Here is a 23576-nt window from a genome sequence, read left to right as displayed (position 1 = left end):
TCACTTTGTCAAATTGCTACCTATGGCCTTTCGAAAAATCCTTCCGTTAATGCTGTGCTGCTTTGTTTTGGCCGCGACCGCACAAAATCTCAAACAGCGCAACATCGATTCACTGATCCAGACGCTTCCCAAAATGAAGGAAGACAAGGAAAAAATCCTGCGGCTCAATACGATTGCGTACCGTTACCAATCGATCGACGCCCAGGCCGGAATGAAATATGCCAAGCAAGCGTTGGCCCTGGCCGAGAAACTCAACGACAACAACGGCAAGGCCGAGGCTTTGCGTATGATCGGTTGGAACTATTCGGTCGATTCGAATGAAAAAGCACTCGCCTATTACCAAAAGGCGCTGACCTTTACCAAAGACAAAGACATCCTGGCGAATCTCTACATGGGCATGGGTTTGATTTACACCTACCAAAGCGATTACAAAAATGCGATGAAATATGACCTGATGGCGCTCAAACTGGCCGAAGAAATCAAGGACGAAAAGCAGATCATCAGCATGAGTTCGAACATCGGGATCATCTATTATGATTTGGGAAATTTCCCGAAGGCGCTCGAATACTACAACAAGGCGCTCGCGGGCAACATCAAGCTCGGCCGAAAAACCGGAATTGCTTACAGCTACGGCAACATCGGTAACGTCTATTCGTCGATGGGTGAAAACGACAAGGCCATCGGCTATTACGAAAAAGCGGCCGCCATCAGCATCGAACTCGGGGATTTGATGAGCAAATCGATGAGTTACAGCGCGATGGGCGACATTTATTTCCAGCAGAAAAAATACGACAAGGCGATGCAGTACGTCAACGAATCGCTCGAGATCAGCCGCAAGATGCAAGACAGCCGCAACATCGCTTACGGTTCGGCCGTCCTTGGTGACATCCAGCTCGAAATGGCCAAATTGCCGCAGTATGCCGCCAAGAAAAAAGAATTGCTGCAAAATGCGATTGCCAACTTCAACGAATCGAGCGCGTTGCAAAAAGAGCAGCAAAGCCTCAAGGATATTTTCACGAATTATGAGCAGATGGCTTTGGCTTACCAGTTATTGGGCAATTACCAGAAGGCGTTCGAATTGAGCCAGCTTTCGATCAAATACAAGGATTCGATCTACAACCAGGACACCAAGGAAACGATCAAGAACCTCGAGGACAAACGCGCGATCGAACTGCGCGACAAGCAAATCCAACTCAACAAGGCCAAACTGCAAAGCAAGGAACGTGAGAAATGGCTGTACATTTCGGGGATTGGATTTTTGCTCGTCATTGCCGGATTGGTTTTTATGCAGAGCCGCAACCGCAAAAAGAACAACGAAAAATTGCTCCAGCTCAACACCGAACTCGATCAGGCCAACAAAGTCAAGGCGCGTTTCTTCAGCATCCTGAACCATGATTTGCGCAGCCCGGTTTCGAGCCTAATCAACTTTTTGCATCTGCAAAAGGAAAGTCCGGATTTACTCGACGCCGATGCCAAAAAACGCATGGAAACCCAAACGATCACCTCGGCCGAGAACCTGCTCGATTCGATGGAGGATTTGCTGTTGTGGAGCAAAGGCCAGATGGAAAATTTCAAGCCGCAACCTACGAATATTGCCGTCCGTTCTATTTTTGACGATTTGCAGAAACACTTTTCGTCGGTCGAAAATGTCAAGATCATTTTTGAAAATCCAGAAAACATCAAAGTGTTCACCGACGAAAATTACCTCAAGACCATTTTGCGCAACCTGACCGGAAACGCCATCAAGGCCCTGGAAAAAACACCAAATGGAACCATCGTCCTCAACGCATTCCAATCCGAAGGCAAAGTCAGGATTGCGGTTTCGGACAACGGACCGGGCGGCACGATGGAGAAATTCCGCGCGCTCTATGACGAGAATCAAGTCGTGGGCATCAAGACGGGATTGGGGTTGCATTTGATCCGTGATTTGGCCAAGGCAATCCATTGTGATATCGTTGTGGATACCAAAGTGGATTCGGGAACAACGTTTACGCTTTCTTTTTAATGATGGACAGAATATCGGCTAAAGCTCACATTCAGGAAACCTGCGGCGAAGGTTGGCTCAACCTTGTCGACATCGCCTTTGACAACCTCCCCGAAGGCATTCAAATCACCGAAGTCTTCCAAAAATGGGCCGGACTGAAAATTGAATTTGAAGGCGAAAACGAATTGTTCGAGGAACTCACCGACCAGATTTATTACATCAGTCAAAAGATGTGTGAGGTTTGTGGCAAAAGTGCAGGTTATACGATTGTTGATGGTTGGGAAACGACTTTGTGCGATATGCATTTTTTGACTATTGAGGCGAAGGAGAAACACCGAAGTTAGCGACAAATTATCTTTACTTTTTTCCTTGATGAAAAAAGTAAACAAAAAAATCAAGGCTGGTTTTCAATTTTTGGCAATTTCTAAAACCACGCTGCGGCCACAGCGAGCCAAGCCGTTCGCCTTGCAGGCTCAACTCCAGGCTCGCCTTCCTTTCGCCCAAGCAGCGTCGTTTTGAAATTGCTGAAAAAATTGAAAAAGGCCACCCTAAATAAGAAGTATTTATTTTCATTTTCGGCTTTTTGCAAAGCGCCAAAAATCCTACTAACAACGTCTTTCGAAGTTTGGACGATTTGTTTCGCCAGTTCGCTACGCTCGTGTTTTGCTCCGAGCGAAACATAAATTTTCAATTACTAGCAAAGGTTCTTCGTGAGGCCGCGCGCTTTAATCGTGGAAGGCGGGCACCTGCAGTTTGAAGATGTCGTAACCCGAGCCGAAGGCGAACTGGCGGAGCAAATCGAAAGCTGTTTGAGCCGAAGGCGAGTTCTTTCGATTTAGACATCGAAAACTAGCAGGTCGCCGAACGATTGCGCGCTACGCATTTTTGTTTCTTTTGTTGCGAGACAAAAGAAAGCCCTCGCGGCAGCATAGCCCCGATTGAAGTGGAAATCCTTTTTGCGTAGTTTACGGAGCAAAAAGATTGAAACGGAAAGCGGGAACTAGCTCCAAAAAAAAAAGCCCAACTTCCGTCGGGCCTTATAAAAATGCAATCTAAATTTCGATTACAACAATGCGTCCAATGAATCTGCATAGGTTTGTTTCGGAGCAACGCCCACTTGTCTGCCTACGACTTCGCCGTTTTTGAAAACCAAAACGGTCGGGATGTTTCTGACCCCATATTTGGCAGCGAATTCCTGGTTGGCGTCTACGTCGACTTTACCGATTACTGCCTTGCCTGCGTATTCTTCGCTGATTTGGTCGATGATCGGACCCACCATACGACAAGGTCCACACCATGCTGCCCAAAAATCAACCATTACAGGCTTATCTGATTTCAATACCACTTCCTCGAAAGTAGCATCTGTTATTGCTTGTGCCATAATTTTATTCTTACTTAAAGTTTGAGCAACAAAATTAGGCATTTAATTTAGAAATTCTGTTATAGAAAAATCAGTTTTGATTATACGATCATAAAAAAATCCAGTCTTTGTATTTTTTTACGGATTGTTGAAAATGACCGCATCCGATTTAAACTTCTGGTCGCCATGGTCAACGACTTCTACAAAATATTCATAGATGTTTCCGGCCTCGGAAGTTTCATCAGTGGAAACCGACGCGCTGTATTGGAACGGCAACATCCGGAAGCCCGAATCGCCGTCCTTGCGAAACAATTTGACGCGCTGCACCTCAGCCGGTTCGATGCCGACGATTTCTATTTGTACTTTTTTGGTCCTCGCATCCTGGCTCAACATCAGTTGGACGCCGCTGGTTTTGGATGCGCTCGTGTTGATGTACACGCTGTTCGACGGTTTCGATTCGAGGCTGGCCGAATCGATTGCCTGCACATAATATTGGTACAACCCTTTTCGCGTGGCGGTTTTGTCGATAAAATTCCCGACGGTGACTTTGGCCGGAGTGACCTTGGCTTTCTGTCCGTCGAAAATGCGGTACACGTCATAACCTGCAATTGCATCAGTTACGACCAAATCCCAGTTGAGTGTAATTTCGGTTCCATTGAGAATCGGTTCTTGCAAGACCGGCGCATCGGGTGCGACGATATCGGGCAATTGCACCCAAGCCGAGGCTTTCGGGCTTTCGTTGAATGCCTTGTCGATCGCGGTGACTTTGTAGATGAATTTGGTTTTGGCTTTCTTCGGAAACGTATCGATAAAAGTAGTTGCGGTTTGTGGCTTGACGTTGAGCAATAACATGCTGTTTTCATCGTCGTCCTTAAGCCCGCGGTAAATGCGGTAGCCTGCCAGATCTTTTTCCGAATTGGCCGCCCATGACATCGTGATCTTGCCGCTTTCGGAACGACTGGTTAACGATTTCGGCATTTCGGGTGCCTCGTGGTCGGGCACAAAAATGCTCGTTTTGACCGATGGCGTTTTGTTGCCCGCCTGGTCTTCGGCTTCGATGTAATATTGCAAAGTCCCGAAGTTGGCCGAAATTTTCTCGCTGTATTGTGTCGTTTTTGCATCCAACAATTGGGCATTGATTTTTTGGAACGTTTTGCCTTTGTCGTCGCTTCTCAAAATGCTGTAGCCTTTGAGGTCTTTGTCGGCCGAAGCGGTCCATTGCATCGCGATTTCGTTTTCCTTTCTTTCGACCTTGAACCCTTTGACGGCAGCCGGCGGCGTTTGGTCTTTGATTTCGACGGTAATTTCCGCGGATTTGCTTTCGGTATTGAGATACGTCACGCCTTTGAGCGCATATTTGTAATTGCCCGGTTTGGGATTTTCTTCGGAATAGGAAACCACATACGCCTTGCCTTCGAGGTTGGCCAAAATCGGTTCGCTGTTGATTTTCGTCCCATTGCGGTACAAATTGTAGCTGATGAATTCCTCGGATGCCTTCCAATCGAAACGTACTTTTTGTTGGTCCTGCTTGACTTTGAAATTGGTCGGTGCCGAAGACAAATCACCCAGAGCAATCTCTGCCGAAACTGCAATTTCCTTTTGCACCTGCATCAGTTTGTATTGGTATTTCTTACCGGTTTCGACGGTTTTGTCCTCAAAGAAAATGCCCATGTGCGCCGCCAATTTATTGTCGAAAACCGCCGCCATCGTGAGCGTGTAATCGGCATAAGCCTGCTTGTTCGGCGTGGTTTCCTTGCTCGTTTTGTATTCGACGTACATCGCGTAGGCGCTGTCTTTGGGGAACGGATTTTTCGACGAATTGAGTTCCGATTTGGCAATGACGGGCGAAGCGACAATCGGTTGGTTGTTGATTTGCTCCCAGTTTCCGCCATTGGCCCTGCGCATCAAATCATACGACGCATTCGGTTCGATTTTTTTCGACAGCCATTTGACACGGATGCTTTTGTCGGCCGAAGCCGTAAACAGTTGAACCTGCTGCGCTTTTGCCGAAAACGCGAACAACACCAATAATATAAGGTTGAATTTGAGTTTCATGGGATCATTTTTTAAAGTGAAATACTGAAGCCGCCGTCCGAAGACCAACGCGCATGCAAGGTAAAATCGGGAATCCATCGGCTCACGTCGCAACGCACCGAGCCTTCGAAAATCACCGGATCGGGCAACGAAACGGTCAGGTTGGCCGCCGCGCCACAGCTTCCGCCGATGCAACCTAAATATTTGACGCAGCCCCTGCCATAGGCGCGACCGTTGAAATAAGCCGTGCCCGTCGCCTGGAACGGTGAATAATGCACATTGATGTCCGCGCCCATCGACGAGGTCAAACGACCTGCCGCCGAAGCCACGCCAAGGTTGAGTCCTTTCCAGCCCGAATCGTAATCTTTCTTGAATCCGAAGCCCAAATCGGTTTTGCTGAAATTGAACCATACGCCGGTCGTGAAACCGCTGCCGCACATGATTTCGGCGGTTATCGGCACTTCGGCCGAACCGACATTGATGTAGAAATCATCGGCCCCGAAATGGAAATTGATGCTGTCTTCATTGGCCTGTCCTTCGTTGAGACAGACGATTTTTTCGACACCGCCCCAAATCTGGCCATGGCCATCGATGAATTTGTCGGCCCAGTTGAGCGATCCGTTGAGGCGTGCCTGCAATAAACCATCGCTGTTGCTGCTTTTGGCCAAGGCCGAGCCCGTCACATAGTAATCGATTTTGTCGAGGCTCCAACCATAAAACTGCGTTTTGACCGTCGCCTTTCCGTGTATTAAAATGCCGCTGTCGAAAGAAGTTCTGAAATCGGCCGTAGCGGCAATCCCGAGCGAATACGCATCGTTGGGCAACATATTGCTGATCTCACCCACATTGTTGAAATCGACCTGCATATGGTACCAGGTTTTGCCGCCGAAACCGTGTGCCTCCACAATTCCCGGAATAATCGGAATCGCAGCGAATCCTTTCTGGTAAAAGGAAAAGAACCAATACGAATACGGTTTGGCCGTTTTTTTCTTGCCCAAAATCATTTTGGCTTCGAGCTGTTTGGCATCGGGTTCCTTGGCTTCGTAGAAACCGCTGAGTTCGAAATAATCGCCCCAGGTTGAATCGCCGGTAACGACCTTGAATCCGCCGCCGAACTTTTGTCCGCCGTCTTCATAAGCACCCTGAACCGCTTTTTTGTCGTCGGTCCATTCGACAGAATTTTCAACGACTGCCGTAGCTACGTCGTAATTGTCATCTTCATTTTCAAAAGCCGGCCCGAAGATGTTTTTAGGCACTTTGGGTGGCCCGGTCGGTGTTGGCGTATTGTTGTAATTGTAGTCGCCCATCGCCGGATTATTGCCTGAACTTTCTGGTTTCGGCTCCTTGCCGTGGTACAGAAATCCAGATTCCTTTTTGCTCGTCGTGCTGATGCCGGGTGCGAGCACGAGATCGCCCGAGAACATAAACTGCACATCGGTCTTGACGTTGCTGCGCTTGATTTTCATCTTGTCGATGCCGAAATCGAAGTTGAAATACTTGGCCCATTGCTTCGTGCCCTCGCAAACCGATTCGGTGTTGGGCGCGAACGAATTGTTGTAGGAAACCGCGCCTTCGGGGTTGATGTACATCTCGCACATATGCAGCGATTTCGATTCGACGCCCTCGTTCTTGTTGCTGCTGATGACCATTGTCGGCGAAATCACGATGGCACTGTTTTCGAGCCTTCCCGAAGACAACGTAATATAAGTTTCTCCTCCGCTTTTATTGAGGAAATATTTCTTGTCGTAATCAAAATCGACATAAATGTTCTGGATTTTCTCACTGTCGATGTCGAGCCCGACCGGCGACCAGTCGTTGATGAACGGCACATAAATGTTGCCCTGCACATACAAGAACACGAGCTTGTTTTTGTTGAGCAGAAAATCCGACTTCTTGAGTTTGGCCGAAAAGCCCGCGATTTCGACCGCATCCTTGACATCAACTTCGCCTTTCTTGTTGTTCGTGTAACCCTTGCCGTTGTTGTAGACATTGTTGAACGCGAAATTGATTGATTTCTCGGTGGTCGAACCCGGTTTTTTGGGCAGATTGATGGTCATGTTGAACTTGTCGAAATTGAGTCCGTCGGGATAATTCTTGAACTTCGCGTCTTCCTCACCCGTGGATGAAAGATGTACATACAATTCGGAAATATTCGCCCAAACCGACGCATCTTTATTCAGTTGCCATTTGACCGGCTGATCCAATTTCGCTGGAAAATTCAAATTTTTCTTGTTCTTGAACGGAAACTGCAAGTTCGTGAAACCACTTCCTGCGCTAGAGGTCGGCGCGGCATTCGGCACCGAAACCGTTCCCGATATATCGAGTTCTCCCGTGAGTCCTTTGATCTTGAGTTTCATGTCGTTAGCACCACAATCGACACTGATGCTGCCATTGCCCATTTCCTCAAATTTTTGTGGTTTGAGCGTGACCGTGCCATCGAATTTGTCGGCAAAAGTCATCTTGATTGGCGTTTCGTTCGATTCGATTTCGTACAGATTCGTCTCTGGCGTTTGCTGCGCTTTGGGTTTGAAGAAATTCGTAAACCATTTGCCGATGACCATTCCTTCGGCGTGGCTCGCATCTTTGGTGATTTTGAACAGTCCGTTCAATTCTATTGTACCTTCGACTTGGGCCGTGATTTTCATCGTGTTGAGTTTGGCCTGGAACGTCCCATCGCAACCCGCGGCGGTTTCTAACATGAACCGGCTCGCGCCGTATAATTTCTTGTAGACTTCCACATCCATCTGGCCTTCGATCGCAACCCATTGTTTTTGTTGGGTTTTGGCGATAATCGCAAAAGGGCGCACTTTCAAATCCTTGAAATACACCTCGATCGGTTTGCCGCCTTCCCAGAGCGTGATTGTCCCCGAACCCGACAATTTGTTCTCGTCTTTGGTCGAAATCGTTTTGACGGCAACATAATAACCGCCCATCATGAATCCTTTGAGTTTGGCCATTTCGCTCGTGTCCTCGATGATTTCATACGACTCGACTTTGCTGCTGTCGACGACAAATCCGTACGAAATCCCGACGACGCGCCAGGCGATTTTGCCGACGCCGTTGGTCCAGGACGGACTCAATTCCATGTACAAATTCTTGGTCTTGCTCGACAAGTAATTGGCTTTTTTCTTGTTGAACAAATTGTCGGGCAGGCTGTTCCAATTGGTGATCGGTTTGCCTTTTTCGTACTCGTTCGTGAATTGGAATTCGTATTCGTGCACGCTCGATTTCTTCGACGATTCCCATTCCAATTTGAGTCCGTAACCCTGTACGATTTTTTTTCCTTGAATGGGCGTAACCAATTTAATGCGGTCGGCAATCGGGGCGTCGACGATTTCATAAATTTCGATACGGCTGCTGTCGACGCTCTTTTTATTGGCATCATAACCGCGGATCCTCCACGCGATTTTGCCTTTGCCGTTCGTCCAGCTTCCGGGCAATTGTTCGCTGAGCTTTTTGCCCAACTCTTTGCGCGCCATGAACGCATCTTTGACCGAAAACAGATTTTCGGGGATTGCATTCCAGTTGGTGATTTTCTGGTCTTGCGTGTAACGGTCGGTAAATTGGAGTTCGTAACCCGCCAAATTGGCCTTGTTTGAGGCACTCCATTGGAATTCCAACCCGTAACCGCTGCTGATTTTCTCGCCCTTGATCGGCTTGATCAGGTTGATGCCGTAAGAAGCCGGGCCGTTTTGCGCGACCGTTGCTTTCTGATAGACAAAACTGCACACTTCACTGTGTCCGTTGTTCTGGAAATTGCTCTTGGCCGAAACCGAAGTCCCGATCGGACTCATCGCCGTGACGCGCCAGGCGTATTTTTTTCCGTCCTTGAATGCCGGTTGCGCCGGTCCGTAGAAAAACGAATAGGCCGTCGTCGTCGTTTCGAAAAAAGCTGGCGTGGTCGCGCTGTTCATCGCCTCATTCGCATTTCTCGTATTCGGAATGAGCTCGACAATCTTGAGCCTGTATTGCGTCCCGACCGGAACACCCGGTGCCGGAAGCCAGGTAAAAATCATGTTCTGCGGCATATTGGCCGTAATCGAAGCCTCGCAACTCGGCGACACCAAAGTCGGTGGATTGATTTGCATGATGTTGATCGGATTGCTGCAACCCGTCGGGGCCGGCTGGCTCAGCGGTTCGTTGCTGCGGTAATCGAGCACTTGAAGGCAAAAAGTATAAGATCCTTCGGGCAATCCATTGCCGCGGTACAAACTGTTTTTGTCGATGCCCGAAACGGTGACGGTGTTCACATCCAAATACGCTTTGAGGTTCGTGCCATTCATCATCTTGACTTGATTGGCCACCAAATGAATCGGTGCCGCCGCCGATCCCGTAGCCGAAGTCGCGACCGTAATGCCGTTGTCACCGGTAATCGTCGCCTTGATCTTCACATCGCGCGTCTGTGTAGACAACAACGTAAAAACAATCTTGCTCGGATTGTTCAGATAATCGGGCAGGTAGGTCGAATAGGGCGGCAAAACCTGCACGTTGACAATCACCTCCTGTGCTGCGACTTTCTGGAACAGCAAGAAGATGCCTAAAATTAAAAGTCTGGTTAGTTTCATAATGATTGATTTTAAAAAGTATAAGTATATCCTAGGTCGATGTTGTATTCGGTGAAAGATTCCGAACTGGGAATCTTGCCCTTGTTGCTCAGGAAATTGAACAGCAAAGTCAGGCCGTGGTGGCTCGTCAGGTTGTAATTGTGCTGCGAAGTGATGTTGAGAATGTCCGCGAACGGATCCGAATTGAGTTCGTGCATCGTATACGAAGCCGACACGCCCGAGTTCAATTTGTTCTGGAAAAACGATTTGTTGGCGCCCAATGAAAATCCGTTGAGGCGGTTCGAATTGAGGCTCGCGTCAAAAACGGTCAGCAAATACGAACCCGTGAGCGTCAACGCGCTTTGATTGAAAATCAGCGAACCCGTGTAATTGAGATTGTCGACCTGGTATTCGGTTTGGGCGGCGGTGTTGCGGTTGCGGTCTTCCATCCATTGACGGTTCGCGATCAGAATGTGCATGTGCGACATCTTTTCCTTGATGAATGTGAGCCGTGGCGACAGCATCGCATTTTGGGAAACATAGGTTTGCTTGAGCTGCTCGTTCGGAATCTTGAGTCCACGCGACTGGTCGGATGAATAATTCGAATACAGTGCATTGATACCGAAAACCGTCCCGGCCGTCCAATCGACGTTGATGTTGCCGATCAGGCGTTTGCTCGTGAACGATTTCTGGTCGAGCAGATTGTCGCGCTGCTGGCCGATGCTGCTGTTGATGCGCAGCGTCGATTTGAATAAATTGAACGATGGTTCGAGCGTGATGTTCTCGACATCGGTCTGGAAATAATACGCGCCCATGCTTTGGTAATCGGGTTCGATGCGTTTGTATTTGACCTTGACCTTGACGTATTTTCCGGCATACCCGAATTCGGTTTGCAGCGCGGTGTAGAAATTACTCGACGTATTCACATTCAATATCGAACTGAACGATTCGGTAAAACCTGGATCATCGCCCGAAAATTGCTCCGAACGCGTATCTCTTGTGACCACGCTTCCGGCCACATCGACATCCCAAAACAAGGTTTCGGTCAATTTGAGTTTGGTCGAAATGCCAAAAACCGCATTTTCCATCGGCAGCACCACGGTTTCCTTCGGGATCGAATCGAGCGAGCTCAAATGGTCGTGTCCTTTGAGGAAAATCAAATCGACGTGGCTCGTCTCGGTACCATATCCGATGCGAGCCGAGTAGCCCGTCCGCTTGAATGCCGGTGTCACGGGTTCGATCGAAGTCACGTCTTCCTCGACGGCGCGGTTCAATCGGCCATACAAAAACCCGAAACGGAATTTCCCCGGATTGAGTTCGATGCCCGCGCCCAAAGCCGTCTGTCCGGCCCAAGTGAAGGGCGACCAGGTGATGTTGGTGTAACCCAAATGCAACTTGACCCATTTGTAACTCGGCGTCACCGAAAACTGGTTGAACGGCTGACGAAATGAACGTTCCTGCTCGCTCACGGTAAACGTAAACGGAATATCGATCCCGTAGATCCTGAAATTCGGGTTTCCGGTCAAATACCACGAAAAATCCTTGCGCCGCGGCGTGATGCCGTCTACATGGTAATTCGAACCGTAAAGCGTAAATGCGCCTGAAAAAACAAAGGGTTTTTCCTGGGCAATGTTCTCGATGTCTTGGGCATTCAACCCGTAAAAAGCGCCAAGCAGAAAAAGCAAAAGGTATTTTTTCATACTGCACAAGATTTAGTTTCTGGTGCAAAGTAGGCGCATAATTGCAAGGTGTAAAACCGCGAATAGACGAGCGGCATTTTAAATAGACGGACGACAGAGGTGATTTTAGATTTGCGATTTCAGATTTTAGATTGGGCGTTCCGTGGCCTCCGTCCCGAAGTGTAGGGACTGCGGCCGCGGCGCGTTTTACGTTACAATCTTTTGAACCTGCTCTGCGTTCCGGCTCAAAAGGATTTTCACTGCAACCGCTAACGCAACCTACAACAAATCAAACATTTTTTGAAAAAAATTATATTTTTATTGTTTATCAATAAATTTTTATTACTATTGCACTGTAATTCTAAATTCTGAAATCATGGAAATTAAAATCAGTTCCAAGCGAATGCTTACTATTTTACATGTAATTTCGTGGATCATCTTCCTCGGATTGTGTGTCGAGGCAGGCAGTTATTTGTTCAATGCGGGTTATGTCTTTTTTGTCACTACAAGCGCGGCCAGCTATTTTGGATTGGCCGGCCTTTACGATTATGACTGGGGTTGGTATTTGGTCATTATTTTCCTGATGACCCTTGTAGGTGTGCTCAAAGCCCTGATGTTCTATTTGACCGTCAGGTTATTCTACCACAATAACCTGGACCTCTCGAATCCTTTTACGGCAACCCTCGGCCGTTTGATTTCAAACTGGGCATATCTGGCTTTTGGAATCGGGTTGTTTTCGAACTTCGGTTTCAATTATTCCGAATGGCTCAACGGACAAGGCGCCCAAATCACCAAAATTCATGAGCATTTCGGTGGCGGCGATGTATGGCTGTTCATGGGGGTCATTTTGTTGGTGATCGCCAATATCTTCAAAAGAGGCATCGAAATCCAATCCGAAAACGAACTAACGATCTAAGCCATGCCTATAGTAGTAAACCTCGACGTGATGATGGCCAAGCGCAAGATGTCGCTCAACGAACTCTCTGAAAAAGTCGATTTGACTTTGTCGAATCTTTCGATATTGAAAACCGGAAAAGCCAAGGCCATCCGTTTTTCAACACTCGAAGCCATCTGTAAAGTATTGGATTGCCAACCCGCTGACATTCTGGAATATGTAGAAAAATAGTCCAAAGGCGCTGCGTGTCTAAAATCAATTGAGCTTGAAGTTGATCTGCAGTTTCTCCAACTCGATCAACAGCTCATTCGAAATGCGGATCTTGAGCTTGCGGCTCGGCATCGACAAACGCGTGATCACTTTGGTTTCCTCGACCTCGGTGGTCACGGTCGTTTCTTCGGTTTCCATATCAACGTCCATGGGCTCCTCGCCTTCTTCGGGTTCGGGAACCGTGGCGGCCACCTCGACCATCTTCTTGATCTTTTCGAGCTCGAGTACCTCGAACGTCACTTGGTGTTCGCCTTTGTTGAGTTGGAACAATTCCGAAAGCCTTGTGATGGTTTCCGTATGTAAATCCTTGATGTTGAAATGGATAATTAGTTTTTTGGCAAAGGCGCCGAGTACATCCTGCAACTGTTTGGCTTCGAGGAACTGGATGCGCGGATCCGATTTCTTGCCCGTTTCACGGTTGACCCAGCCTTCCTTGATCGTCAAGCGCAAGAACACAAAACCATTGGGAGTCAGGAAATGGCGGAACTTGAGGTATTCCTCGTCGAAAATCCTGAACTCGTAACTTTCGTCGTATCCTTTGAGCATGAATGACGCCCAGCCCTTGTTGGTCTTGGTCGTACGGTGCTGGATGTTGGTCACGATACCGCCCACGGTAAGCGTCTTCCCCACGTAAGGTTCCAGATTCTTGAGCGTTTCGAGCTTGGCGTTACAGAAATATTTCATCTCAAACCTGAAATCGTCGAGCGGATGCCCCGAGATGTAAATCCCGACGACTTCTTTCTCGCGCCCAAGTTTCTCCATCGTGCTCCAGTCTTCGCACGGCGGCACGACCGGTTCGGCGATCTGCACCTCGCTGGCCTCGCCAAATAACGAAACCTGCGACGAATTCTCATTTTCCTGGTACTTCGATCCGTAACGCATCGCCTTTTCGAGGAACGTGATGCCGTCGCCTTCGTCATGGAAATATTGCGCACGGTGCGTGTTGTCGAACGTGTCGAAACCACCGGCCAAGGCGAGGTTTTCAAACGCTTTCTTGTTCGCCGCCCGCAAATCGATGCGTTTGGCCAAATCGAAAATCGAACGGTATTTGCCGTCTTTTCGCGAATCGACAATCGTTTGTACCGCGCCGCCGCCCACGCCTTTGATCGCGCCCATTCCGAAACGCACTGCGTAATTTTCGTTTACGGTGAATTTATAATAGGATTCATTCACGCAAGGCCCCAACACTTCGAGTCCCATACGTTTGCATTCTTCCATAAAGAACGACACCTGCTTGATGTCGCTCATGTTGTTCGACAGTACGGCCGCCATGTATTCGGCCGGATAATTCGCTTTCAAGTAAGCCGTTTGGTAAGCGACCCAAGCGTAACAAGTCGAGTGTGATTTATTGAACGCGTACTCGGCGAAGGCTTCCCAGTCTTTCCAGATTTTTTCGAGCACGACGGGATCGTGGCCGTTTTGTTCCGAGGCTTGCCCGATAAACTTCGGTTTCATCTTGTCGAGTACGTCCTTTTGCTTCTTTCCCATCGCCTTACGCAAGACATCGGCGTCGCCTTTGGAAAAGTTGGCGAGTTTCTGCGACAAAAGCATGACCTGCTCTTGGTATACGGTAATCCCGTAGGTTTCCTTGAGCAAATCTTCGCAGGCTTCAAGATCGTAGGTGATTTCTTCCTCGCCGTTCTTGCGTCGGATGAATCCCGGAATGTAAGCAATCGGACCCGGACGGTACAGCGCGTTCATCGCAATCAAATCGGCAAACACCGTCGGACGCAATTCCTTCATGTATTTCTGCATGCCGGGCGATTCGTATTGGAAAATCCCGACCGTTTCACCACGTTGGAACAATTCGTACGTCTTGACATCGTCAAGCGGAAAATTGTCCGGATCGAGCGTTTCGCCTGTCCGGTATTTGACGAGTTTGACCGTGTCTTTGATCAGCGTCAACGTCTTGAGTCCTAGGAAGTCCATCTTCAAAAGACCCGCCGATTCAGCCACCGCGTTGTCGAACTGCGTCACGTACAAATCCGAATCCTTGGCCGTCGTGACGGGAACGAAATTCGTGATGTCATCGGGCGTAATGATGACGCCGCAGGCATGGATTCCGGTGTTTCGGAGCGAGCCTTCGAGTACTTTCGCCTGCTGGATGGTTTCGGCGGCCAACGAATCGTCCTTGGCCATCTCGATCAATTCCTTGACGCGGTCGAATTCTTCCGAACGCAATACCTTCTTGACTTCACCTTCGCTTTCAGAGAGGAAACGGGCCAAATTCCATTTGCCGGGCATCATACCCGGAATCAATTTGGCAATCCTATCGGCTTCGAACAACGGCAAATCGAGTACGCGCGCGGTATCGCGGATCGCCGATTTGGTCGCCATCTTACCATAGGTGATGATTTGCGCGACCTGGTTCGAACCATATTTCTTGATCACATAATCCATGACCGAACCACGTCCCTCGTCATCAAAGTCGATATCGATATCGGGCATCGACACACGATCGGGATTCAGGAAACGCTCAAAGAGTAGGTCGTATTGGATCGGATCGATGTTCGTAATCCCGAGGCAATACGCCACGGCAGAACCCGCCGCCGATCCACGGCCCGGACCCACCGAAACGCCCATTTCGCGTGCCGCAGCGATGAAATCCTGTACGATCAGGAAGTAACCCGGATAACCCGTTTTTTCAATCGTCGCGAGCTCAAAATCGAGGCGTTCGCGTACTTCGGGTGTGAGTCCTTTCGAGCGTGTATCTTTTTTCGGCACCGACATAGGTCAGGTGTTTCAAATATTTGTTTTCGCCGCGTTTGCCGCCGTCTTCGTTGTCCTCGGCAAATTGGAATTCCGCAGGAATGTCGAATTTGGGAAGCAAGACGTCGCGGTAGAGCGAATAGGTTTCAATTTTGTCGACAATTTCACCGATGCTCAGGATCGCTTCGGGCACATTGGCAAACAGTTTTTTCATGTCGGCGGCCGACTTGAAATAGTATTCCTGGTTCGGCAAACCGTAACGATAGCCTCGTCCACGACCGATTGGCGTCGATTGTTTCTCACCGTCCTTGACGCACAGCAAAATGTCGTGCGCATTCGCATCGGGTTGGGCGGCGTAATACGTATTGTTGGTCGCGACCAATTTGACGCCGTGTTTGCGGCCGAGCTCGATCAGCGTTTGGTTGACGCGGTTTTCGTCTTCCTGGTTGTGGCGCATGAGTTCGAGGTAGAAATCTTCGCCGAATTGGGTTTTCCACCAAACGAGTGCTTCCTCGGCCTGGACTTCGCCGATATTGAGGATCTTGCTTGGGATTTCTCCGTAAAGATTGCCCGAAAGCACGATCAAATCTTCCTTGTATTGGGTGATGACATTTTTGTCGATACGCGGCACGTAATAGAATCCATCGGTATACGCAATCGACGACAGTTTCGCAAGGTTGTGGTAGCCTTTCTTGTTCTTGGCCAAAAACACGACCTGGTAGCCGTTGTCCTTGCGCGTGCGGTCTTTGTGGTCCTCGCAGATGTAGAATTCGCAGCCGACTATGGGTTTCATTTCGACACCATCAGGGATTTCGCCTTTTTCTTCGGCTTCCTTGTTCTTGGCGGCGACCGCTTTGTTGTGGTTCATGACCGCGCTCACGAATTGGAACGCGCCCATCATATTGCCGACATCGGTCATCGCGACGGCCGGCATTTTTTCCTTGGCCGCTACCGACACGAGCGCCGGAACCGAAATCGTCGATTGCAAAACCGAAAACTGCGTATGGTTGTGCAAATGCGCAAACACCGCCGATTCTAAATCAACCGATACCGCAGGCCCAGTCGTTTCGACCGTAGGCTGGGTTTGCTGGAAGCTTTCGCGGATTTTGTCCGAAGCCGCCTTGAGGTTGATGTGCCTTAACCCGATGAGTTGGATTTCGTGCGAATTGGCCCGTTGAAATTCTTCAAGGTAACCTGCCGGCACATCGAGTTCTTCCTTGGTGAAGACGCCACGACGGATCAGTTCGAGGAAACAACGTGTAGTCGCCTCGACGTCGGCAGTCGCGTTGTGTGCTTCGGCAAACGGCTTGTTGAATAAATATTGGTGCAATTCGGTCAGCGTCGGCAATTTGAATTTACCGCCACGACCGCCTGGGATCTGTAAAATGTTCGCCGTGACTTCGGTACAGGTGTCGAGCACGGGCTTGACCGCCATGTTCGATTCGACGCCCATGCGGTAGAATTCGCAGCCCATGATGTTGACGTCGAAACCGACGTTCTGTCCGACAATGAATTTGGCCTTTGATAACGCAATGTTGAATTTTTCGAGCACTTCGGCCAGCGGAATGCCATCGGCCTGTGCCAATTCGGTGGAAATCCCGTGGATGCGCTCGGCATCGTATGGAATGTTGAATCCGTCGGGTTGGATCAGGTAATCCTGATGCTCGACGAGTCGGCCCATTTCGTCATGCAACTGCCATGCGATTTGGATCGCACGCGGCCAGTTGGACGTATCGCTAATCGGCGCATCCCAACGCTTGGGCAAACCCGTTGTTTCGGTATCAAAGATTAAATACATAGTTGATTTTGAGGAAGTTGCAATTGAAAAAAATCACAAACTGCAATTGTCAAAAATAACGATTTTAGCGTAGCAAAAAGCATAAGTTATCAACAAAAAACCATTCAGAAACAAGAAATCAATCCCTGCCCTGAATGGTTGTTTCCGAAAAGATTCCGGATCAATTGTATGACTAGTAGCCGCCTCTGCCGCCGCGGTCATATCCGCCGCCGCCACGGTTATTTCCATAACCCCCGCGATCGCCGCGGTTGTTGAAACTTTTTCTCTGGCCCTCTGGTTTCGGTTCCGATTTGTTGACCACGATGGCGCGATTGGAGATCATCGAACCATTGAGTTCTTGGATCGCCTGTTCGGCTTCTTCATCGTTCGGCATTTCGACAAAGCCAAAGCCTTTGCTTCTTCCGGTAAATTTGTCATTGATGATCTTAACGGAATCAACGGTACCGTAGGCCTCAAAAGACGCTCTTAAATCTGCTTCCTCAAGACTGAACGGAAGGCTTCCAACAAAAATATTCATATGTGTAATTTATAGTGTTGAAACAAATATACTTTTAATTATCCCAATGCCGACATCCGTAATGTTAATTCTAAGATAATACTTTGCCGAACCGCAGCAAACCTTGTTTTCATTGGCCTGCCGGTAGAAATAAAAAACCACCCGGCAACCGAGTGGTTCTTGTAGTATTTTAGTCTATTTTATGGTGTCTGGACAACCGGAACTTTATAAAACACGCCGCTTTGAACGTTGACCGTTTCTGGCGCTTCCGATTCGGAATCCTCATTGATCGCATTGAAGCGGAATGTTCCCGAAACATTGACCCCGTCGTATTCGGTAATCACAACTTCGCCATCCCCAATACCGATTGCGGTGCGGTAAATGTATTCACCGCCATCCAAGTTCAAAACATAATGCGCGGTACGGTCAAGACTGGTTCCCAATGCGTAGGTGACATAGGTCGCGTCGTTCTTTGGATTGACAAAAGTAGCCGGCAACGGCACATCGAGCGTCATGGTCTCGATCAGCGTAGTGGAGCTGACCGTCAACGTTTCTGCCCCTATGCTTACTACCGCTTTGGCATCGGTGCCTTTCCAAAAAAGATTGTCTTTAACTCCTTGAAAAACAGCTTGGTTGTTGAATTTAATGTCTTCACTACACGAACCCAGGGCAAAGGCCAGCACAATGAAAGCGACGATTTTTTTCATGTTAAGTAATTTTGAGAGCAACAAAAATAGTTTTTTATGTGACATTTGCTAAATAAAAAGTCATAAAATGACATCGCAAATGTTAATCTTTTGTTTTTAAACTATTTATTTGAACAGCATTAGCATTTTTAAAATTTAATTGTATCTTTGCGCCCTTAATTAACCGGGGTCGAGCACCCCAAATTTAATCACACGATTATGTCTGTAAAAATTAGATTACAAAGACACGGTAAAAAAGGAAAACCTTTTTACTGGGTTGTAGCGGCAGATGCCCGCTCAAAAAGAGATGGTAAATACTTGGAGAAAATCGGTACTTACAATCCAAACACCAATCCTGCCACAATCGACTTGAACCTCGATGCTGCCGTACAATGGTTGCACAATGGGGCCCAACCGACTGACACGGCCAGAGCAATCTTGTCTTACAAAGGAGCTTTGCTGAAACACCACCTCGACGGAGGCGTTCGCAAAGGCGCTTTGACACAAGAGCAAGCCGATGCCAAATTGGCGCAATGGCTCGACGAGAAAGCAGGTAAAGTAGATTCTAAGAAAGAAGGTTTGTCAAAAGCGAAAGCCGATGAAAAAGCCAAAGCTTTGAAAGCCGAAAAAGAAGTGAACGCCAAGCGTGTTGCTGCTGCCGAGGCTGCTGCCAAAGTAGAAGAAGAAGCTGCTGTAGAAGAAGCTCCGGCTGAAGAAGTAGCTGAAGTAGAAACTGCTGCTGAAACTACCGAAGAAGTAGTTGCTGAAGCTACCGAAGAAGCACCTGCTGCCGAAGAAGCTACCGAAGAAAATAACGAAGAAAAAGAAGCTTAATTCCCAAGCGATCCAATGCGTAAAGACGATTGTTTCTATTTGGGCAAGATCGCGAAAAAATTCAGTTTCAAAGGCGAAGTCCTGGTCTATCTAGACACCGACGAGCCCGAGTTATACGAAAATATGGAATCAGTTTTTGTTGAGTTCAACAAAAATCTGGTTCCATTTTTTATTGAACAAAGCAACCTGCACAAAGGCGAATTGTTGCGCGTCAAGTTCGAGGATGTAGATTCCGAAGCAGACGCCGACGAAATCATCGGTTGCGCGGTTTACCTGCCGCTCAAAATGCTGCCCAAACTCGAGGGCAACAAATTTTACTTCCACGAAGTCATCGGTTTTGCCATCGAGGACCAGCGCCTTGGCATAGTCGGTACGATCGAATCGGTCAACGACAGCACCGCCCAACCCTTGTTCGAGGTACGCCGCGATGGCAAAGAATTGCTGATCCCGATGATCGACCACTTTATCGTGGAAGTCGACCGCAAAAACAAGGTCATTAAGATGGATTTGCCGGAAGGATTGGTGGAGATGTATCTTTAATGTTTAATCGGTTAATCGTTAATTTGTTTAACCGTTTTTAGAAGCTTTTTACTTCGTCAGTTCGCTCCAAATATTTTTTATTTGAAGCTGGGTCCTGCTGTCCGCTGTATCTTTTATTTCGCTGCGCTCCCTAAAAGGATGCCGCTTCCATCAGGGCTAGGCACCCGAATCCAAAAGAACAATCTCATTATTAATTATGTTTAAGTTCAAACAATTCTCCATCCAACAAAACCAAACGGCCATGAAAGTCGGCACCGACGGCGTACTGCTCGGCGCCTGGGCAACTATTGACCACGACCCATTTGCGATTCTCGACATCGGCGCCGGAACCGGATTGATTGCCTTGATGCTCGCCCAACGCACCGACGCGGAACAGATTGAAGCTTTGGAAATCGACGCCGACGCGCACGAACAATGTGTGGAAAACTTTGAAAATTCGCCTTGGAACGACCGTTTGTTCTGCTTTCATTCGTCGCTCGACGATTTCATGGACGAACTCGAGGATGAAGCATATGATCTGATTGTCTCTAATCCGCCGTATCATGTCGAGGATTATTTTTCGGGCGACGACAAACGCGATACCGCGAGATTCACGGCGTCCTTGCCCTTTGAAGATTTGTGCGAGGCCGCATCGGTATTGCTTTCGGAAGACGGTATTTTTTGCGTAATCATTCCATTTTCAGCCGAGGAAAATTTCATTTCACTCGCCGCCCAAAACGATTTGTTCCCGATCAAAATCACACGCGTCAAAGGCACGCCAACGACCGAAACCAAAAGGAGCCTGCTCGCGTTTGCAAGAATTTCCATCGAGAATATCCCGACCGACGAACTTGTCATCGAAACCGCACGCCATCAATACACGCCAGAATACATCGCACTCACGAAGGATTTTTACCTCAAGATGTAATCAATTGACATTTCCGATTTCAATCTGCGCATTCGGATCGGTCACAATCGAAGTCAGACCGCTGCCATCCATATTGGCCTTGTAGATAAAGGTTTGGTAGGATGCGTTGGCCGCGAGGAAAAAAATGGTTTGCCCATCGGGTGAAATGCGCGGTGTGGCGTGTTGCGAAGCCCCGTCAAAAATCTTGATTCCGGCCGGCAGCACGATTGGGATTTCGGTTTCGCCCGAGCCATCGTAATTGCAGGTGTAAATCTTGATCGTACTCATGTTGTTCTTGGTGTAAATCACTTTTCCCGTTGCCGCCGGATTGAGCAATTGCTGCTGCGGCGCATCGTCTGAATTCGAACAACTGATCTGGAACAAGATTCCGGCTGCGGCGAAAACCACCAGATAAAGGCTGCTTTGTAGAAAATTTTTCATGGTGCTTTGACGTAATGAATTAATAAATAATTACTTATAAATATAACAACAATTTTAAATTCAAAAACCCGACGTTGATTTGTGTGCGTTAGGGATTGAAGCGTAAATCCTTTTGCGACGTGCAACGGAGTAAAAGATTGCAGCGCAAAGCCCGGCCAGGGCCGAGTGTTAAGAAACAGTCCAGTGGACTGTTTTAGCGAGGAGCCAGCAGGTGCGCTAGCCGGTGTGAAAGGCAACGCCCAAAATTCACCATTCATTATTCATCAAAATTCAATCGTTTTCGTTGGGTAGTTTATATGGTTTACTTACTTTTGCGACGCTTAACAAATGATAATATGAAACCAGATTTATTCCAGGCGCCTGATTACTACAATCTTGACGAATTACTGACAGAGGAACATAAATTGGTACGCGATTCAGCGCGTGCGTGGGTGAAACGCGAGGTATCGCCGATCATCGAAGAATATGCACAAAAGGCGGAATTCCCGAAACAGATCATCAAAGGTCTCGGTGAAATTGGCGGATTCGGGCCATACATCCCGGTAGAATACGGCGGTGCAGGTCTTGACCAGATTTCGTACGGACTCATCATGCAGGAAATTGAAAGAGGCGATTCGGGCGTGCGTTCGACATCGTCTGTGCAATCGTCACTCGTGATGTACCCGATCTGGAAATACGGAAATGAAGAACAAAGAATGAAATATTTGCCCAAGCTCGCTACAGGTGAATGGATCGGCTGCTTCGGCTTGACCGAACCGGACCACGGATCGAACCCGGGCGGCATGACCACCAACTTCAAGGACAAGGGCGACCATTATTTACTCAACGGCGCCAAGATGTGGATCTCGAATGCACCATTCGCAGACATCGCGGTCGTTTGGGCCAAGAATGAAGAAGGCCGCATCCACGGACTCATCGTAGAGCGTGGCATGGAAGGATTCACTACACCAGAGACGCACAACAAATGGTCGTTGCGCGCCTCGGCTACGGGTGAACTTATTTTCGACAACGTGAAAGTGCCGAAAGAAAACTTGTTGCCAAACAAATCAGGATTGGGTGCGCCGCTGGGCTGTCTTGATTCTGCCCGTTATGGAATCGCTTGGGGTGCCATCGGTGCCGCGATGGATTGTTATGACACGGCTTTGCGTTACGCCAAAGAGCGCGTACAGTTCGACAAACCGATTGCCGCTACGCAATTGCAACAAAAGAAACTCGCCGAAATGATCACCGAAATCACCAAAGCACAATTGTTGACCTGGAGACTCGGTGTCCTCAGAAACGAAGGAAAAGCGACATCGGCACAAATCTCGATGGCCAAGAGAAACAACGTGAACATGGCGATCGAAATCGCACGCGAAGCACGCCAGATCTTGGGCGGAATGGGAATTACCGGCGAATATTCGATCATGCGCCACATGATGAACTTAGAGTCGGTGATTACCTACGAAGGCACACACGACATCCATTTGCTCATCACGGGCATGGACATTACAGGTCACGCCGCATTCAAATAAAATATTTAACGGTTAAATTTTATAAAAAAAGCTTCCTTTTCGGGAAGCTTTTTTACTTTTACACCGGAGACCTTTTGGTCGAACCGTATAAAGTAAAAAATTCGAATTGCTATGAACCCCGAATCCATCCACCGCAGCATTGCAGCGCACAAACAGGCGTTGCTGCAACATCCGCTTTATGCCAAAATCCTCACGATCGAGGACCTCAACTGTTTCCTCGAAAACCATGTGTTTGCCGTTTGGGATTTTATGTCGCTGCTCAAGGCGCTGCAGCAGAAATTGACGTGTACGACCACGCCTTGGTTTGCCACCAAGGATTCCGAGACCCGTTACCTGATCAACGAAATTGTCCTGGCCGAAGAATCAGATTTGGCTTTGGACGGCAGGCGTTTGAGCCATTTCGAGATGTACCTCGAGGCGATGAAAGATTCGGGGGCCGATACCGCGATCATCGAAAACTTTATTGCCGAAGTATTTTCTTTGCAGAATATTTTCGTGGCGATCCGCAAAAGCAACCTGCATCCCGACGTGAAGGCATTTCTCGATTTCACCTTCCGCGTGATCGAAGAAGGCAAGCCGCACCAGATTGCCGCAGCCTTTACCTTTGGACGCGAAGACCTGATTCCGGCGATGTTTACCGAAATCCTGCAGAATTTCCAGCACAATTTCCCCGAAACCGATTTGTCGAAACTGATCTATTATTTCGAGCGGCACATTGCACTCGATGCAGATGAACACGGACCAATGGCGATGCAGATGATCGAAAAATTGTGCGGCACAGACGAGAAGAAATGGCGCGAGGTCGAAGCCGTGGCCGTCGAAGCCCTGCAAAAACGCATCTGGCTCTGGAATGCCATCGAGGAGCAAATCCTCATGAAAACCGCGCTGGTGTAAAACCCAGACGGA

General features: G+C 48.4%; 18 protein-coding genes and 2 pseudogenes. 9 read left to right on the top strand and 11 right to left on the bottom strand.

Features of this window, described 5'->3' with window-relative positions; all coding sequences use genetic code 11:
• Window positions 1–22: 22 nt before the first annotated feature.
• On the top strand, window positions 23–2005 hold the full coding sequence (locus QM717_RS10020; RefSeq protein WP_415037338.1) for a tetratricopeptide repeat protein: 1983 nt from the start codon (window positions 23–25) through the stop codon (window positions 2003–2005).
• The gene (locus tag QM717_RS10015; protein ID WP_415037337.1) at window positions 2005–2328 is read left to right on the top strand and encodes a hypothetical protein; all 324 of its coding nucleotides are present in this window, start codon (window positions 2005–2007) and stop codon (window positions 2326–2328) included. The genes QM717_RS10020 and QM717_RS10015 overlap by 1 nt, the downstream gene beginning before the upstream one ends.
• Window positions 2329–2341: 13 nt before the next feature.
• Here QM717_RS10015 and QM717_RS10010 read toward each other — a convergent pair whose 3' ends face one another.
• The 5 genes from QM717_RS10010 to QM717_RS09990 all read right to left on the bottom strand — a co-directional run bounded on the left by QM717_RS10010 (window position 2342) and on the right by QM717_RS09990 (window position 11622).
• Window positions 2342–2557, bottom strand: coding sequence for a hypothetical protein (locus tag QM717_RS10010; protein ID WP_415037336.1), 216 nt, complete (start codon window positions 2555–2557; stop codon window positions 2342–2344).
• A 490-nt stretch (window positions 2558–3047) separates the two neighbouring features.
• Window positions 3048–3365, bottom strand: a complete 318-nt coding sequence (gene trxA / locus QM717_RS10005) for a thioredoxin (protein WP_415037335.1) — start codon at window positions 3363–3365, stop codon at window positions 3048–3050.
• Window positions 3366–3482: 117 nt separating this feature from the next.
• On the bottom strand, window positions 3483–5399 hold the full coding sequence (locus tag QM717_RS10000) for a fibronectin type III domain-containing protein (RefSeq protein ID WP_415037334.1): 1917 nt from the start codon (window positions 5397–5399) through the stop codon (window positions 3483–3485).
• 11 nt (window positions 5400–5410) lie between these two features.
• Window positions 5411–9943, bottom strand: coding sequence for a hypothetical protein (locus tag QM717_RS09995; protein ID WP_415037333.1), 4533 nt, complete (start codon window positions 9941–9943; stop codon window positions 5411–5413).
• A gap of 11 nt (window positions 9944–9954) precedes the next feature.
• Window positions 9955–11622, bottom strand: coding sequence for a hypothetical protein (locus tag QM717_RS09990; RefSeq protein WP_415037332.1), 1668 nt, complete (start codon window positions 11620–11622; stop codon window positions 9955–9957).
• 382 nt (window positions 11623–12004) lie between these two features.
• Between QM717_RS09990 and QM717_RS09985 the strand changes: the two genes are divergently transcribed.
• Together QM717_RS09985 and QM717_RS09980 are read left to right on the top strand one after the other, a co-directional pair.
• Window positions 12005–12517 (top strand): DUF2975 domain-containing protein, encoded by a 513-nt coding sequence (locus QM717_RS09985; protein ID WP_415037331.1) that lies wholly within the window; start codon window positions 12005–12007, stop codon window positions 12515–12517.
• 3 nt (window positions 12518–12520) lie between these two features.
• Window positions 12521–12727, top strand: a complete 207-nt coding sequence (locus QM717_RS09980; protein ID WP_415037330.1) for a helix-turn-helix domain-containing protein — start codon at window positions 12521–12523, stop codon at window positions 12725–12727.
• A gap of 24 nt (window positions 12728–12751) precedes the next feature.
• On the opposite strand, the gene QM717_RS09975 is transcribed toward QM717_RS09980, so the two are convergent.
• From QM717_RS09975 to QM717_RS09955, 5 genes and pseudogenes are all read right to left on the bottom strand, one after another.
• A complete protein-coding gene (locus QM717_RS09975) occupies window positions 12752–15496 on the bottom strand; it encodes a DNA polymerase III subunit alpha (protein ID WP_415037329.1) in 2745 nt (914 codons plus the stop codon).
• Window positions 15426–16433 (bottom strand): annotated as a pseudogene (locus tag QM717_RS09970) (PHP domain-containing protein); the annotation flags it as partial. The pseudogene QM717_RS09970 and the gene QM717_RS09975, both read right to left, overlap by 71 nt.
• A 134-nt stretch (window positions 16434–16567) precedes the next feature.
• Window positions 16568–17273 (bottom strand): annotated as a pseudogene (locus QM717_RS09965) (exonuclease domain-containing protein); the annotation flags it as partial.
• A 172-nt stretch (window positions 17274–17445) separates the two neighbouring features.
• The gene (locus tag QM717_RS09960) at window positions 17446–17790 is read right to left on the bottom strand and encodes an RNA recognition motif domain-containing protein (RefSeq protein WP_415037328.1); all 345 of its coding nucleotides are present in this window, start codon (window positions 17788–17790) and stop codon (window positions 17446–17448) included.
• A 179-nt stretch (window positions 17791–17969) separates the two neighbouring features.
• Window positions 17970–18476, bottom strand: coding sequence for a DUF6252 family protein (locus QM717_RS09955; protein WP_415037327.1), 507 nt, complete (start codon window positions 18474–18476; stop codon window positions 17970–17972).
• 198 nt (window positions 18477–18674) lie between these two features.
• Here QM717_RS09955 and QM717_RS09950 point away from each other — a divergent pair, with 198 nt between their 5' ends.
• From QM717_RS09950 to QM717_RS09940, 3 genes are all read left to right on the top strand, one after another.
• A complete protein-coding gene (locus QM717_RS09950) occupies window positions 18675–19289 on the top strand; it encodes a 30S ribosomal protein S16 (RefSeq protein WP_415037326.1) in 615 nt (204 codons plus the stop codon).
• Between the two features lie 15 nt (window positions 19290–19304).
• Window positions 19305–19829 (top strand): ribosome maturation factor RimM, encoded by a 525-nt coding sequence (gene rimM / locus QM717_RS09945; RefSeq protein ID WP_415037325.1) that lies wholly within the window; start codon window positions 19305–19307, stop codon window positions 19827–19829.
• 196 nt (window positions 19830–20025) lie between these two features.
• Window positions 20026–20736 carry a tRNA1(Val) (adenine(37)-N6)-methyltransferase gene (locus QM717_RS09940; RefSeq protein ID WP_415037324.1) on the top strand — a complete coding sequence of 237 codons (711 nt, stop codon included), beginning with the start codon at window positions 20026–20028 and terminating at the stop codon, window positions 20734–20736.
• Here QM717_RS09940 and QM717_RS09935 read toward each other — a convergent pair whose 3' ends face one another.
• Window positions 20737–21156: a hypothetical protein gene (locus tag QM717_RS09935; RefSeq protein ID WP_415037323.1), complete on the bottom strand. Its 420-nt coding sequence runs from the start codon at window positions 21154–21156 to the stop codon at window positions 20737–20739. It abuts the gene before it with no gap.
• Window positions 21157–21491: 335 nt separating this feature from the next.
• Here QM717_RS09935 and QM717_RS09930 point away from each other — a divergent pair, with 335 nt between their 5' ends.
• Together QM717_RS09930 and QM717_RS09925 are read left to right on the top strand one after the other, a co-directional pair.
• On the top strand, window positions 21492–22670 hold the full coding sequence (locus QM717_RS09930) for an acyl-CoA dehydrogenase family protein (protein ID WP_415037322.1): 1179 nt from the start codon (window positions 21492–21494) through the stop codon (window positions 22668–22670).
• A 111-nt stretch (window positions 22671–22781) separates the two neighbouring features.
• Window positions 22782–23564, top strand: a complete 783-nt coding sequence (locus QM717_RS09925; protein ID WP_415037321.1) for a DUF3050 domain-containing protein — start codon at window positions 22782–22784, stop codon at window positions 23562–23564.
• The last annotated feature ends 12 nt before the right edge of the window (window positions 23565–23576 follow it).

This window comes from Flavobacterium sp., from assembly GCF_047602195.1.
Taxonomy (GTDB): Bacteria; Bacteroidota; Bacteroidia; order Flavobacteriales; family Flavobacteriaceae; genus Flavobacterium.
The sequence above is the reverse complement of the archived record's forward strand: the minus strand, read 5'-3'. Positions and strand labels throughout refer to the sequence as shown.

Excerpts from the sequence above, each read along its gene's own strand:
- QM717_RS10020 (WP_415037338.1), top strand. The coding sequence starts at position 23 with ATGGCCTTTCGAAAAATCCTTCCGTTAATGCTGTGCTGCTTTGTTTTG.
- QM717_RS10015 (WP_415037337.1), top strand. The coding sequence starts at position 2,005 with ATGATGGACAGAATATCGGCTAAAGCTCACATTCAGGAAACCTGCGGC.
- QM717_RS10010 (WP_415037336.1), bottom strand. The coding sequence starts at position 2,557 with ATGAAAATAAATACTTCTTATTTAGGGTGGCCTTTTTCAATTTTTTCA.
- trxA (WP_415037335.1), bottom strand. The coding sequence starts at position 3,365 with ATGGCACAAGCAATAACAGATGCTACTTTCGAGGAAGTGGTATTGAAA.
- QM717_RS10000 (WP_415037334.1), bottom strand. The coding sequence starts at position 5,399 with ATGAAACTCAAATTCAACCTTATATTATTGGTGTTGTTCGCGTTTTCG.
- QM717_RS09995 (WP_415037333.1), bottom strand. The coding sequence starts at position 9,943 with ATGAAACTAACCAGACTTTTAATTTTAGGCATCTTCTTGCTGTTCCAG.
- QM717_RS09990 (WP_415037332.1), bottom strand. The coding sequence starts at position 11,622 with ATGAAAAAATACCTTTTGCTTTTTCTGCTTGGCGCTTTTTACGGGTTG.
- QM717_RS09985 (WP_415037331.1), top strand. The coding sequence starts at position 12,005 with ATGCTTACTATTTTACATGTAATTTCGTGGATCATCTTCCTCGGATTG.
- QM717_RS09980 (WP_415037330.1), top strand. The coding sequence starts at position 12,521 with ATGCCTATAGTAGTAAACCTCGACGTGATGATGGCCAAGCGCAAGATG.
- QM717_RS09975 (WP_415037329.1), bottom strand. The coding sequence starts at position 15,496 with ATGTCGGTGCCGAAAAAAGATACACGCTCGAAAGGACTCACACCCGAA.
- QM717_RS09960 (WP_415037328.1), bottom strand. The coding sequence starts at position 17,790 with ATGAATATTTTTGTTGGAAGCCTTCCGTTCAGTCTTGAGGAAGCAGAT.
- QM717_RS09955 (WP_415037327.1), bottom strand. The coding sequence starts at position 18,476 with ATGAAAAAAATCGTCGCTTTCATTGTGCTGGCCTTTGCCCTGGGTTCG.
- QM717_RS09950 (WP_415037326.1), top strand. The coding sequence starts at position 18,675 with ATGTCTGTAAAAATTAGATTACAAAGACACGGTAAAAAAGGAAAACCT.
- rimM (WP_415037325.1), top strand. The coding sequence starts at position 19,305 with ATGCGTAAAGACGATTGTTTCTATTTGGGCAAGATCGCGAAAAAATTC.
- QM717_RS09940 (WP_415037324.1), top strand. The coding sequence starts at position 20,026 with ATGTTTAAGTTCAAACAATTCTCCATCCAACAAAACCAAACGGCCATG.
- QM717_RS09935 (WP_415037323.1), bottom strand. The coding sequence starts at position 21,156 with ATGAAAAATTTTCTACAAAGCAGCCTTTATCTGGTGGTTTTCGCCGCA.
- QM717_RS09930 (WP_415037322.1), top strand. The coding sequence starts at position 21,492 with ATGAAACCAGATTTATTCCAGGCGCCTGATTACTACAATCTTGACGAA.
- QM717_RS09925 (WP_415037321.1), top strand. The coding sequence starts at position 22,782 with ATGAACCCCGAATCCATCCACCGCAGCATTGCAGCGCACAAACAGGCG.